The sequence below is a fragment of the Microbacterium sp. AC132 genome, assembly GCF_979258525.1.
On the sequence record NZ_OZ409862.1, the window covers coordinates 3,586,827 to 3,599,493 of the forward strand.

Consider the following 12,667-nt stretch of genomic DNA (forward strand, 5'->3'; position numbering starts at 1 on the left):
GCACTCTCAGCTCAGAACAGCAGTGAAGACAGTCTGTTGCGCGCGGTGATGACGCGTGGATCTGCGACGCCGATCAGGCCGAACAGCTCGAGAAGACGTTCCCGTACGGGCGTTCGCTCATCCGAGGGCAGCTGGGCGAACAGGTCGAGAAGCCTTCCGAACGCATCTTCGACATGGCCTCCCGCGAGGTCGAGGTCGGCGACATCGAACTGGGCCTGGATGTCCAGGGGTCCGGCTGCGGCCGCGGCCCGAGCATCCTGGAGATCGAGTTTCTGGACGCGGTCGAGCAGACGGACCTGGCCCAGGCCTGCGATCGCATCCTCATCGCGCGGATTCTCCGCGAGAGCCTTCTCGTATGCCACGACCGCCGCGGCGTAGTCGCCGTTCTCGATCGCGGCGAAAGCCTCCGCGTGCAGCGGCGGCATCGGCGGCTCCTCCGGCGTCTGCTCGCCCTCGGGCGCCTCTCCGACGTTCAACGTGCCCGTCACCCCGTTCTGAGCAGCGAGCTGAAGCAGCTGCGCGAAGACCTCTCTGACCTGTTGCTCGGGCACTGCACCGGTGAACATCGGAACCGGCTGACCGGCGATGAGTGCCACGACCATCGGGATCGACTGCGCGCGGAATCCCTGGGCCAGCTGCGGGTTGGCGTCGACATCGACCTTCGCGAGAAGCACCCTGCCGCCGAGTTCACGCGTCACCTTCTCGATGATGGGGCTCAGCTGCTTGCACGGCCCGCACCATTCGGCCCAGAGGTCGACGACCACCGGCACTGTCCGGGAGAGCTCGAGGATCTGACCGAACGACTCGTCGGTCGCATCGACGACGATGTCCACGGCCCCGGGAGCAGGGCTCTGCGCTCCGGCGGCAGCAGCCGCGGGCCGGTTTCGCAGAGAGGAGAGGTCGACGGCTCCACGGAGCGCGGCGGGAGAGATATCGGTCATTTGATCACCTCGACGGAGAGTAGGTCCTGTCGGACCGCCATGAGTCGGATCTGCTCCGTCGAGCCCTGCGCGGGAACGGAGAAGAACAGCTGGAATTCGTACTTGGTCGTGAAGCCCTTCGCGGACTCCGTGACACCCGTCAGCGCCTTCGCCTGCGGATTCGCGTCTTCCAGTCGGATGACGGCGTCCGGTGACGTCGGGGTGACCGATTCGGTGTCGATGAGCGAGACGGCCACGATCGCACCGCTGTCCAGCGTGGTCATCGAGACCGGCTCGGAATCGGCCGGGAGGATGTCGAAGGCGGTCTGAGAAGTCTCCGCCGCTCCGTTGTCCGCCAGCGTCTGCACGACCGCCTGCCGGCTGTCGCGAATCGACTGGGCGAGGTTCTGCGAGATCTCGTCGAACATGCCGTAGGAAGGGCTGGCCTCGCCCGCGTCGACGACGTCGGCGAAGGTCTCCGCAAGCTCTCCCGGCGGGATGCTGAGGAATGCGGAATCGTCGGGAACGAGCGAGGTGCCGAGCCACGCTGCAGCCACGTCGGGGAAGACGGCATCCGCAGACATCTCGGCCATGTTCGTGACCTTGTAGTTCGACCACGGATCCTGCTGCGTCATGGTCAGGATGACGGGGGGAACGGTGTCGTCGTCAGCGCTCTTCGAGAGCAGGAGCACCGTGCGCGGCCACCGGTCGGTGGCTTCGGGAAGCACGACCTCGACGTCATCGGTCGGGAGTGCGGCGGGCGGTGCGGTCTCCGGAAGAGCTGTCCGAAGCGCGTACTCGGTGGTGCGAGCCGTGAGCGCCGGGCCGTCCAGACGAGTGCCGGCCAGAGCGATGTCCATCGACGCGTCCGCGTCGGACAGGGTCGTCGACACTTCCTGCAGGATCCGCTTCGCCTGAGCCTCCGTCACTGCCGGGGGCTTCTGATTGTCCGGGGCGATCACCGTCGCGCTGGGAGACGGCGAGGGCGTTCCCTCTCCGAGCTGCGGCCATGAGTCAGGCGAGCAGCCGCTCGCGAGCAACGCGGTCACGGCGAGGGCGGGGACCGCGAGCAGGCGCCGTCGACGGTTCACGGGTCGCGCACGCATCTCCGTCTTCCGATCGGGGTCTGGGTTCTTCAGACCGGCGGCGTCGACTGCCCCCGGGTCACCGGCGGCTGCCGCGTCAGAGTCTGCGCCGGTCCGACCGGGCTCATCCCCGGCAGCGGTGGTCGAGGTGTCGTCGATCGCCGCGCGTTCCGATGGCGGCAGCTGAGCCACGTCGATCGGCTCGGTGGCCGGAAGGGGGCCGGGGCCCTTGCGCCGCGGTCCTCGCCCGCGACGCTGGTGCCGGATCGCGAGGACGTAGAGCACGAGTCCGACGAGAAGCATCGCCGCGCCCGCCGCCATGAGCGGTCCGGCGAGAGGGGTGGACGTGTCCAGCGGCCAGGACACCACGATGTCGTCCGGTGCGTCGGCGGTGCCGTCGTACGCGATGATCAGACTCACGCCCTCGGGCAACTGCATGTTGTCTGCGATGAGTGTGTCGGTCTCGGTGAAGGAGTCCAGCCAGAGGTCGGAGCCGGCGGGGTTGCGGCCCGGCTCTGCGGCTGCATCGCCCTCGGCGGGCGTCTCCGCCGGTGCCGGAGTCTCGGCCGCGGCCGGGGTCTCGGCAGGGGCGGGGGTTTCGGAGGCCCCATCACCTTCCGGTGCTGATCCGGCGGGGACCAGCTCGACCTCCAGGTCACCGTCGTCGCCGACCGTCACGCGGTTGTACGACGAGTCGGCAAGCCACGCTTCCATGTCGGCGGTGCGGCCATAGGCGGCGAAGATCTCGCCCTCTCCGCGCACCAGCAAGGTCTGAGATCCCGGGTGCTCACGAAGGACGTCGCCGTCCATCAGCACAAACGGGGCGGGTTCCTCTGCAGCGACTGAGACTTCCTGAGTCGACGGACCCATGAAGATGGTTCGCTGCGCGATGCCCGCAGCGATCAGTCCCGCAGCCAGCACGAAGGCCACGACGGCCCATACGAAACGCACGAATAGTCTCCTCACACGGCCCGGACGCACGCCCGAGTCGCAACACTCGACATTTCAGACTAGCGAAATCACCTGTGTGTTGCCCACGAGGGGCATGCGGCACCACGTGCGGCACGTCGTCCCGGCGGGTCGTGGTGCGGTGGATACGCTTGCAGAGTCCCCCATTCCGAGGAGCAACGATGAAGATCCACAACCCGTTCCGCACCGCCCTCGTGGCGACGCTCGGCGTGGGACTGGGAATCCTGCTGATCGGAAGCGTGGAGAGCCTGTCGACCGTGCTGCTCTACGTCGGTACGGCTCTCTTCCTCAGTCTCGGCCTGGACCCGCTCGTCTCCTTCCTCGAGCGCAGGCGTCTCCCCCGCTGGCTCGCCGTGCTCATCACGATCCTCGCGGTGCTCGGGATCTTCGCCGGGATCATCCTGATCGTCATCCCCGTGCTGGTCGACCAGATCTCGCAGCTCATCGCCGAGATCACGGCCATCGTCCAACGCGGGACATTTCTCCTCGACCTGCGCCAGTGGATGGTCGACACGTTCCCCAATCTCAAGGTGGATGACGTCTTCGCCTATGTGACCGACTGGCTGGAGACGAACCTCGCCCAGATCGGGGGGTCCATCGGGCAGGGCGTGCTCGCCGCCGGCGGGGCACTGCTGAGCGGACTGTTCGGCGCGTTCATCATCCTCATCCTGACGATCTATCTGACGGCCTCGACACCGTCGCTCAAGCGCGCCGTCTACCAGCTCGCTCCTGCATCCAAGCGCGAGCGCTTCATCGACCTGGCCGAGCAGATCACCGATTCGGTCGGCTACTACGTCATGGGCCAGGTCTCCCAGGGCGTCATCAACGGCATCCTGAGCATGATCTTCCTCACGATCATCGATGCGCCGTTCCCGGCCGTGCTCGCCGTCGTCGCCTTCTTCTTCTCACTGATTCCACTCGTCGGCACCCTCACGGGGTCGACCATCATCGTGCTCGTGTGCCTGATCCCCGGCCTGGGATCACCGGCGACAGCGATCGCCGCCGCCATCTACTACCTCATCTACATGCAGATCGAGGCGTACGTGATCTCGCCGCGCATCATGAGCCGGGCCGTGTCCGTACCCGGAGCGGTTGTCGTCGTCGCGGCGTTGGCGGGCGGAAGCCTCCTGGGGCTGCTCGGCGCGCTGATCGCGATTCCGGTGGCGGCCAGCATCCTGATCCTCTACCGGCAGGTGCTGATCCCTCGCATGAACGAGCTCTAGTCGGCGGGCCACTCCGTCGGCAGCGGAAGAGCTGCCGGGTTCACGGCAGCGACGATCTCGGTGAGGACTCTCCGAGTCTGGCTCTCCCCGACCCAGAGGTGCTTGCCACCCTCGACGGCGATCAGCTTCGCATGCGGAATCGCGGAGAAGCGCTCGCGTGCTTCGGCCGGGCGGAGGTAGTCGTCGAGCTCGGGTACCAGCACCACGACGTCAGCATCGGAGTCGGCCCACTCCGCCACCTCGGCGTCTGTGGCGCGGTGAAGTGGCGGGGACAGGAGGATGATCCCCTCGACATCGTGTTCCCGACCGTACTTCAGCGCGAGTTCGGTGCCGAACGACCAGCCGAGCAGCCATGGGCGCGGAAGACCGCGCTCGCGCACGAAGCCCATCGCCGCCGCGACGTCGAACTGCTCCGCCTCTCCCCCATCGAACGCGCCATCGCTGGTGCCACGCGGAGAGGTCGTCCCTCTCGTGTTGAAGCGCAGCACAGCGAGGTCCGCCAGCGCAGGCAGACGGGCGGCAGCCTTGCGGATGATGTGCGAGTCCATGAACCCGCCGGCCGTCGGGAGAGGATGCAGCGTGACGAGCGTGGCCACGGGCGCCGACGACTCGGGAATCGCCAGCTCTCCGACCAGTGTCAGCTCGTCTGCGGTCTCCAGTGCGATGTCTTCGCGCCGCGCAGGCAGCTCGATCGGTCCACGGATCTCCATGCTCACGCAATCCTCCAACAGTGTGTGTGCCAATGCCTGCGTGCCGCGAGGTCTGCGGCGTCACCGAGCACCCCGTCTGCGCGCCAGATCACGAGGTGAGCGGTTCCGGGAACAACCGATCGCCCGCACCCAGGACAGATGTACTCCTTCAGAGCCTGAGCTGCCGACACCGGCTGGACGGTCCACTCGGACCCACGACGGACTTCCGTGCGCTTCCAGGACGAGAGGAGTCGATCGAGCGAATCGTCGGTGTCAGGGCGCGTCGGACGGCGTCTGCGAGAGCGGGCCATGAGGCCGACTCACCACCAGTGGTTGTTCGTCCAGAAGGCGTGGGCGCCCGCCCAGCTTCCGTATCGACCCGTGGCGTATCCCGTTGCCCAGCGCAGGTTGTCCACCGGGTCGTAGCCATTGCCGGGAACCTTGCTGCATGGCAGAGCCTGGACGAGCCCACACGCTCCAGAGGACTTGTTCGTCGCGTTCGGGTTCCAGCCGCTCTCGCGGGAGACGATGTAGTCGACGAAGCCCCAGTCGGACTCCGCGATGCCCGCCGCAGCCATCCACTCCGCAGGGGCTCCCCCGCCGGTGTAGTACAGAGGAGCGCTGGGACCGGGTTTCGATGACCCGGATGACCCGGACGACGCGGTCGTCGGGGTCGGGGTGGGAGTCGGCTTGGGCGTCACGTAGACCGAGAACGATCCACGCTGAACCGGTGCGATAGCGGCACCCTCTGCGGTCACCGTGAGATTCTGCGTCTCCGTGAGCGCCGCTGAGTACGCCGACTCGGGGCCTTCCGTCTCAGGCTGCTGAGCCAGCGCGACGCCGGTCGGGGCGACCATCGCGGCCGCGAAACCCACGACCGCGAGGGCGCTGACGAAACCGACGACGCCCCGTCGGCGGCTACCGCTGCGCGCCGAAAGCGCCGCCGATGCAGGCACCGGCGTGACGTCATTGCGATGAGGTGTGATGTCGTTTCGGGAGTTCACGATGAGTGGCAGTCTACCCCGTGAGGCGTGAGTCGGCCATCAGAACGCTCAGCGAACCGCCAGGATCACATCGACGGTAGCGTCGAGAAGGGCATCCACCTGCTCTTCCCGGTACCCGCCGCGCTGCATGCGGAACGCCGCCGAACGCAGCTGCTCGGCCGTCAGCGGTTCGCCGTCTCGCAGATAGCGGGCGATGCGGGTGCCCACATGGTCGACCTCGTCGATGCGATACCCGAAGGTGAGGACGCCCGTGCGCGCGAAACGCTGACGCTTCGGACGCGCGAGGTGGTCGAGGATGATCTGGGCATCGTCTCGTGCCTGCTCGACCCATGCCCCCGCGCCCTGCGACCGGACGGCCCGGTCACGCGCGCGAGCCGCCAGTGCGTCCTCGACTCTCCCGAGCGCCGCATCGACCTCTGCCACGACATAGCCGTTCTTCACGAGCGGGAAGGACGCCACCCGTACGTCGGCTGCGCCGAGATCGTCCGCGTCGCCTTCGAATGCAGCCCGAGCGGCTGCCAGGAACGTGTCGACCGCTGCGCGGTGATAGCCGCGCACGCGACCGGTCGTCACAGAGAACGCGGCCGGAGGCTGAACCGAACCGTCCGATGTTCGCACGTCGTCGGAGACCATCACAGCACCACCCAGGAGGAGAAGAGGAAATACAGGCACAGCGCGGGCACCGTCGACGGAAGGATGCTGTCGAGTCGATCGAGGAGCCCGCCGTGACCGGGCAGCCAGGAGCTCATGTCCTTGATTCCGAGATCACGCTTGAGCATGGACTCCCCGAGGTCGCCGAGGGTCGCGGACAGCAGGATGGCGACGCCGAAGATCACGCCGATCCACCACGGCAGATGCAACAGGAAGATCGCGAGGAGGACACCCGCCGTGATGGAACCCACCACGGCTCCACCGAACCCTTCCCACGTCTTCTTGGGACTGATTCGCGGGGCCATCGGATGCCGGCCGAAGGCCAGCCCGGCGGCATACGCGCCGGTGTCCGCCACGACGGCGATGGCGATGAAGCTCAGCACCCACCACTGGCCACCCTCCTGCTTGAGCAGGATCAGGGCGACCGCCGCGAGGAACGGCACGTAGATCTGAACGAAGCCTCCGATGACGGCATCCGTCAGCACATCGCCGTAGGTTCTCCCGTCCTTGGCGACCATCTGGGCGACCAACCGCCACACGATCACGAATGCGACGGCGAAGAACAGCATCACCCAGACGAACCACAGGTCGAGGAAGAACGCGGACAGCACGAGCAGCGTCGCCGCCACGAACTGAGCGATCACGTCGATCCGCCGTCCGGACGCGCGCAGTGCCAGGGAAAGCTCGTACACCCCGAGAAGCGCCGCTGCCAACGCGAACGGCACGAAGAGGACCTTGATGAACAGCAGCGAGGCGAGCAGGGCTGCGCCGAACGCCAGCCCGATCAGCGTCGCGAGGATCAGGTCACGCCCTGTGCGCTCTTTGATGCGCTCGTTCGCCTGGTCGAGCTGCCCGCGAGCATTCGTGACGTGGGTCCCGAACTCGTCACGTGCGGCACGCCACTGCTCTCTGATCGCGTTGTGATCAGCTGTGTCCAACGGGGGCTCCGTCATCGCGCGCTCCTCGGCGGGGAGAGGTGGACGTGGCGGGATGCTCGTCGCGTCGAACGCCGGGAAGGCGCCGTCGACCAGCGGGATGGCGCCGGTCGAGGTCGACGAGTCGCGCGCCTCCCGGCGCGTCTGCGGCTTGTCGGTGCCGTCATCGGTGCGTTCGTCGGACATGCCGCCTACACCTCGAGGAGCTCAGCCTCTTTGCGCTTGAGTGCGTCGTCGATGAGGTCGACGTGCTGGCGCGTGAGGGCGTCGAGTTCCTTCTCTCCGCGAGAGATCTCGTCTTCTCCGAGCTCGCTCTTGAGACCGTCGAGTTCGTCCTTGGCCTTGCGACGGATGCCGCGCACGTGCACCTTGGCGTCCTCGGCCTTGGTCTTGACCAGCTTGACGTACTCCTTGCGGCGCTCAGCCGTGAGCTCGGGCATCGTCACGCGGACGAGGTTGCCGTCGTTCGTGGGGTTCGCGCCGAGGTTCGGCATGTCCCGGATCGCCTGCTCGATCCCCTTCAGAGCACTCTTGTCGTAGGGAGTGATGATGAGGGTGCGCGCCTCCTGGTTCGCCAGAGAGGCGAGCTGGGCGAGCGGCGTCGGCGTTCCGTAGTAGTCGACGAGCACCTTCTGGAAGAGCTGCGGGTTGGCGCGACCCGTGCGCACCGTGGAGAAGTCCTCCTTGGCGGCCTCGACCGCTCGTGCCATACGGGAGGTGGTTTCAGCGAGGACATCCGCGATCACGGTGACTCCTATCGTCGGGGTGTTCTGAAATTCTATCGGGCGCGGCGCGTGAGCACCGTCAGGGACTCAGGCGGTGACGAGAGTGCCGATCGGCTCTCCGAGAAGCGCACGCGTGACATTGCCCGCGGGCTCCATGCCGAACACCCTCATGTCCATGTTGTTGTCCATGCAGAGGCTGAACGCGGTCGAGTCGACCACCTTGAGGCCGCGCTGAAGGGCATCGCGGTAGGTCACGCGCTCGATGCGCTCGGCGTCGGCGTGCTTGTTCGGGTCCGCGGTGTAGATGGCGTCGACGCCGTTCTTGGCCACGAGCACCTCCTGCGCCCCGATCTCCAGCGCGCGCTGCGCGGCGACCGTGTCGGTGGAGAAGTACGGGAGGCCCGCTCCGGCGCCGAAGATGACGACGCGGCCCTTCTCCATGTGCCGCTCGGCCCGCAGCGGGATGTACGGCTCGGCGACCTGCGTCATCGAGATCGCGGACTGCACGCGGGTCGGCGCTCCGGCCTGCTCGAGGAAGTCCTGCAGCGCGAGGGCGTTCATCACCGTGCCGAGCATGCCCATGTAGTCGGCTCGCCCCCGGTCCATTCCGCGCTGGCTGAGTTCCGCTCCGCGGAAGAAGTTGCCGCCGCCGACGACGATCGCGATCTCTACGCGGTCGACGGCCGCGGCGATGTCACGGGCGATCTGGCTGACGACGTCGGGGTTGACGCCGAGCTGTCCGGCGCCGAACGCCTCACCGGAGAGCTTCAGGAGAACGCGACGGCGTCCGTTGCCTTCGGTCATGGGGGTGTTCCTCTCGTCCCGATTCAAGATAGTGCCTTCTGGGCATGAAGAAGGGGTTCGGATCATGTGATCCGAACCCCTTCGACGGTGTTACGCGCCGACCTTGAAGCGCGCGAAGTCCGTCACGGTGATACCGGCGTCCTTCGCCACCTGGGCGACGGAGAGCTTGTTGTCCTTCGCGTAGTCCTGCTCGAGCAGTGCGACCTGCTTGATGAACGCGGAGACACGGCCCTCGACGATCTTGGGCAGAGCCGCTTCCGGCTTGCCCTCGTTGCGGGAGATCTCGGTGACGATCTCGCGCTCCTTCTCCACGGCGTCAGCCGGGACGTCCTCGCGGGACAGGTACGACGGGTTCGCGAACGAGATGTGCTGCGCGATGCTGCGAGCGGTCTCGGCGTTGTCACCCGTGTAGGCGACGACGACGCCGATCTGCGGCGGGAGGTCCTTGCTCGTGCGGTGCAGGTAGACCTCGACGTTGTCGCCGGTGATCGTGCGAACGCGACGAAGCTCGACCTTCTCGCCGATGATCGCAGCCTCTTCCGAGATGACCTGCTCGACGCTCTTGTCGCCTGCCTGGGCAGCGAGTCCGGCCTCGACCGAGTCGGCCTTCACGGCCGCGACAGCGTCGGCGACCTTGTCGGCCAGTGCGATGAAGCGCTCGTTCTTCGCGACGAAGTCCGTCTCGCAGGCGAGCTCGATCAGCGTCACTGCGCCGTCCTGCTCGCGAGCGACGATGAGGCCCTCGCTGGTCGAACGGTCGGCACGCTTCGCGTTGCCCTTGGCACCCTTGAGACGCAGGATCTCGGTGGCCTTCTCGACGTCTCCGTCGGCCTCCTCGAGCGCCTTCTTGGTGTCGACCATTCCCGTTCCGAGCTGCTCACGCAGCGCCTTGAGGTCGGCGATGGTGAAGTTGGCCATGTGTGGTGGCTCCTTGCTTCGTGATGTGTGTGGTGGTCGCGGAATTACTTGGCGTCTGCTGCCTCGGCGGCGGCGACCTCAGCGGTCTCCTCGCCGGAAGCGGCAGCGATGGCCTCGTCGTGCGCCTCGGCGCCGGCCTCGTCAGCAGCGGTCTCGTCGGCAGCGGGGGTCTCGACGGTGGCAGCTTCGTCAGCTGCGGCGTCATCGACCTCTGCGGCGTCAGCCGACTCCTGCACGGGAGCCTCGAGGAGCTCCTTCTCCCAGTCGGCGAGCGGCTCAGCGTCACCCGTCTCGGGGTTGTGCTTCTGCTGCAGGCCCTCTGCCGCTGCATCCGCGATGATGCGGGTGAGCAGCGAGACGGAGCGGATGGCGTCGTCGTTGCCGGGGATCGGGTACTGGAAGTCGTCCGGGTCGGCGTTGGTGTCGAGAATGCCGATCACCGGGATGCCGAGCTTCTTGGCCTCGTCGATGGCGAGGTGCTCGCGCTTGGCGTCGACGACCCAGAGAGCGGACGGCGTCTTGGTGAGGTTGCGAATACCACCGAGCGACTTGTGGAGCTTGTCGAGCTCACGCTTCTTGAGAAGGAGTTCCTTCTTGGTGAAGCCCGAGGCAGCCGGGTTCTCGTAGTCGAGCTCCTCGAGCTCCTTCATGCGAGCGAGACGCTTCGCGATGGTCTGGAAGTTGGTGAGGAGTCCACCGAGCCAGCGCTGGTTGACGTAGGGCTGGCCGACGCGCGTGGCCTGCTCCGCGAGGATCTCCTGCGCCTGCTTCTTCGTGCCGACGAAGAGGATCGTGCCGCCGTGCGCGACGGTCTCCTTGACGAAGTCGTAGGCCTTGTCGATGTAGCCGAGCGACTGCTGGAGGTCGATGATGTGGATGCCGCTGCGCTCCGTGAGGATGAAGCGCTTGACCTTCGGGTTCCACCGACGGGTCTGGTGTCCGAAGTGCACGCCGCTGTCGAGCAGCTGGCGGATGGTGACCACAGCCATGGTCGTCTCCTTGTTCCGGCGCGATTCTGCGCCCTTGAGGTTGTCGAGTCGATCGGACGACCGAACTCCCTGGTGCCCGGCGCACACCCGCCTGAGTGGAATCAGGACCAGTGGGAGTGGATGCCACGACCGAAGTCGCTCTGGGCACGCGTAGTCACCCCGAGATCGAGGTGCTCCAACAGCATACAGGATGCGGCGGCCTCACTCCTCCTGCACGATGCACCGAAGCCATGTCTTCCCCACATGGATCGCGGGGGTTGCGATGACGCGTCCCTCCGCCGGCGGGAACGACGGACCATTGCCTCATGAACTCACGCGCACGCGCGACCATCGCGTTCCTTCTGCTGGTCGTCCTGATTCTCGTCGCTCCGATCCCGGCGCGTGCGCGCGCGTCATCCGCGGAAGGTGTGAAGTATCCCGTCTGGCTCTGGCCGACCGATGAGCGCCGCGCGATCGCGTCGCCGTATCGCGCTCCCGCGCACGAGTACGGTGCCGGCCATCGAGGGATGGACCTCGCGACGACGCCGGGGGCTGTGATCCGCGCTCCCGCCGACGGGACGATCGCATTCCGCGGAACCGTCGTCGACAGGCCTCTGATCACGATCGAGCACCCCGGTGGCTACGTGTCGACGTTCGAGCCGTTGTCCTCCGAGCTCTCGCCGGGAGACGCGATCTCATCGGGGCAGGTGATCGGCACCGTGGCTGCCGGTGGCCACGCGGCGCCCGGCACTCTGCACCTCGGTGTGCGAATGGATGGCGCGTACATCAACCCGATGCTCCTCTTCGGCGCCGTACCCAGGGCGGTGCTGCTCCCCTGCTGCACGACCCCATGAATCGGTGACCGGGTGTTCAGGCGCGCGGGTGTGCGAGGCGATACGTCGCGGTCAGCCGTTCGGCGGACACGTGGGTGTAGATCTGGGTCGTGCCGAGACTCGCATGGCCGAGGATCTCCTGCACCGCTCGCAAGTCCGCGCCGCCGTCCAGGAGGTGGGTCGCGGCAGTGTGTCTCAGCGCATGCGGGCCGACCGTGTCCGCCCCGATGAACGGTGCGAGCACGTCGGCGACGAGCGAATAGACCGCGCGCGGTCCGATCCGCGCGCCTCGACTGCCGAGTAGCAGAGCCGGCGACGGTCGGGCAGCTCGTGCGGCGAGTGAGGGGCGCCCTCGAGACAGGTAGGCACCGGTGGCATCACGTGCAGGAGCACCGTAGGGCACCACCCTCTCTTTCGCGCCTTTCCCCAGCACGCGCGCCGTGCCCCGGTCGAGGTCCAGATCGTCGACATCGAGTCCGCACAGCTCGGAGACTCGGATCCCTGCCCCGTACAGCAGCTCGAGAATCGCATGGTCGCGGAGCGCGATCGGATCACCGGCGGCGGCGGCGTGCCGTTGCGCCTCGAGAAGAGTCGTCATCGCGTCCTGAGAGGCGATGACGGGCAGCGTCCGCCCCCGCTTCGGGGCTACCAGCCGGAGACTCGGATCGTGTGCGACGAGCTGCTGCTCCTGCGCCCAGCTGAAGAAGGACCGCGCCGCCGCGGCGCGCCGCGCGAGTGTTGACCGCGCGTCCCCCCGTTGAGTCGCGCGCCACAGCCAGTCGCGCAGTGTCTCGAGTGTGACGTCTTCGAGCTCGCGATCGCCGACGGTCTCCGCGAGATCACGGAGATCAGATCGGTAGGCCCGCACAGTCGCTGAAGACAGCCGACGCACTCGGGAGAGATGCTCGGTGAAGGCGTGTGCTGCTGCCTGGAACTGCATGGA

The 12,667-nt window shown here is 67.0% G+C and carries 14 protein-coding genes; 2 read left to right on the forward strand and 12 right to left on the reverse strand.

What is annotated here, in order from left to right; genetic code table 11:
* Positions 1-11: 11 nt before the first annotated feature.
* Together ACZZZQ_RS17365 and ACZZZQ_RS17370 are read right to left on the reverse strand one after the other, a co-directional pair.
* Complete coding sequence (locus ACZZZQ_RS17365) at positions 12-941, reverse strand: tetratricopeptide repeat protein (protein WP_072591237.1); 930 nt, start codon at positions 939-941, stop codon at positions 12-14.
* The gene (locus ACZZZQ_RS17370; RefSeq protein ID WP_463508017.1) at positions 938-2,956 is read right to left on the reverse strand and encodes a glycosyl transferase; all 2,019 of its coding nucleotides are present in this window, start codon (positions 2,954-2,956) and stop codon (positions 938-940) included. Before ACZZZQ_RS17370 ends, ACZZZQ_RS17365 begins: the two co-directional genes overlap by 4 nt.
* Positions 2,957-3,135: 179 nt before the next feature.
* On the opposite strand from ACZZZQ_RS17370, the gene ACZZZQ_RS17375 reads away from it, so the two are divergent.
* Entirely contained in the window at positions 3,136-4,197 is a 1,062-nt protein-coding gene (locus tag ACZZZQ_RS17375) for an AI-2E family transporter (protein ID WP_053096001.1), read from the forward strand.
* On the opposite strand, the gene ACZZZQ_RS17380 is transcribed toward ACZZZQ_RS17375, so the two are convergent.
* The 9 genes from ACZZZQ_RS17380 to rpsB all read right to left on the reverse strand — a co-directional run bounded on the left by ACZZZQ_RS17380 (position 4,194) and on the right by rpsB (position 10,912).
* Entirely contained in the window at positions 4,194-4,907 is a 714-nt protein-coding gene (locus ACZZZQ_RS17380) for an alpha/beta hydrolase (RefSeq protein WP_463508107.1), read from the reverse strand. The genes ACZZZQ_RS17375 and ACZZZQ_RS17380 overlap by 4 nt on opposite strands.
* A 2-nt stretch (positions 4,908-4,909) precedes the next feature.
* Complete coding sequence (locus ACZZZQ_RS17385) at positions 4,910-5,197, reverse strand: hypothetical protein (RefSeq protein ID WP_082297804.1); 288 nt, start codon at positions 5,195-5,197, stop codon at positions 4,910-4,912.
* A 9-nt stretch (positions 5,198-5,206) separates the two neighbouring features.
* The gene (locus tag ACZZZQ_RS17390) at positions 5,207-5,890 is read right to left on the reverse strand and encodes an aggregation-promoting factor C-terminal-like domain-containing protein (protein ID WP_320488201.1); all 684 of its coding nucleotides are present in this window, start codon (positions 5,888-5,890) and stop codon (positions 5,207-5,209) included.
* A 48-nt stretch (positions 5,891-5,938) separates the two neighbouring features.
* Positions 5,939-6,523 carry a DivIVA domain-containing protein gene (locus tag ACZZZQ_RS17395; protein WP_072591233.1) on the reverse strand — a complete coding sequence of 195 codons (585 nt, stop codon included), beginning with the start codon at positions 6,521-6,523 and terminating at the stop codon, positions 5,939-5,941.
* Positions 6,523-7,662: a phosphatidate cytidylyltransferase gene (locus ACZZZQ_RS17400; protein ID WP_320488199.1), complete on the reverse strand. Its 1,140-nt coding sequence runs from the start codon at positions 7,660-7,662 to the stop codon at positions 6,523-6,525. The genes ACZZZQ_RS17395 and ACZZZQ_RS17400 overlap by 1 nt, the downstream gene beginning before the upstream one ends.
* A gap of 5 nt (positions 7,663-7,667) precedes the next feature.
* Positions 7,668-8,222 (reverse strand): ribosome recycling factor, encoded by a 555-nt coding sequence (frr, locus tag ACZZZQ_RS17405; RefSeq protein ID WP_053095997.1) that lies wholly within the window; start codon positions 8,220-8,222, stop codon positions 7,668-7,670.
* Between the two features lie 66 nt (positions 8,223-8,288).
* The gene (gene pyrH / locus ACZZZQ_RS17410) at positions 8,289-9,005 is read right to left on the reverse strand and encodes a UMP kinase (RefSeq protein WP_056278675.1); all 717 of its coding nucleotides are present in this window, start codon (positions 9,003-9,005) and stop codon (positions 8,289-8,291) included.
* Positions 9,006-9,095: 90 nt separating this feature from the next.
* The gene (tsf, locus tag ACZZZQ_RS17415; RefSeq protein ID WP_053095995.1) at positions 9,096-9,923 is read right to left on the reverse strand and encodes a translation elongation factor Ts; all 828 of its coding nucleotides are present in this window, start codon (positions 9,921-9,923) and stop codon (positions 9,096-9,098) included.
* 44 nt (positions 9,924-9,967) lie between these two features.
* Positions 9,968-10,912, reverse strand: a complete 945-nt coding sequence (gene rpsB, locus ACZZZQ_RS17420; protein ID WP_053095994.1) for a 30S ribosomal protein S2 — start codon at positions 10,910-10,912, stop codon at positions 9,968-9,970.
* Between the two features lie 305 nt (positions 10,913-11,217).
* On the opposite strand from rpsB, the gene ACZZZQ_RS17425 reads away from it, so the two are divergent.
* Positions 11,218-11,745 carry a murein hydrolase activator EnvC family protein gene (locus ACZZZQ_RS17425; RefSeq protein WP_463497102.1) on the forward strand — a complete coding sequence of 176 codons (528 nt, stop codon included), beginning with the start codon at positions 11,218-11,220 and terminating at the stop codon, positions 11,743-11,745.
* Between the two features lie 16 nt (positions 11,746-11,761).
* Here ACZZZQ_RS17425 and ACZZZQ_RS17430 read toward each other — a convergent pair whose 3' ends face one another.
* Positions 11,762-12,664, reverse strand: a complete 903-nt coding sequence (locus ACZZZQ_RS17430) for a tyrosine-type recombinase/integrase (RefSeq protein ID WP_053095992.1) — start codon at positions 12,662-12,664, stop codon at positions 11,762-11,764.
* Positions 12,665-12,667 lie beyond the last annotated feature (3 nt).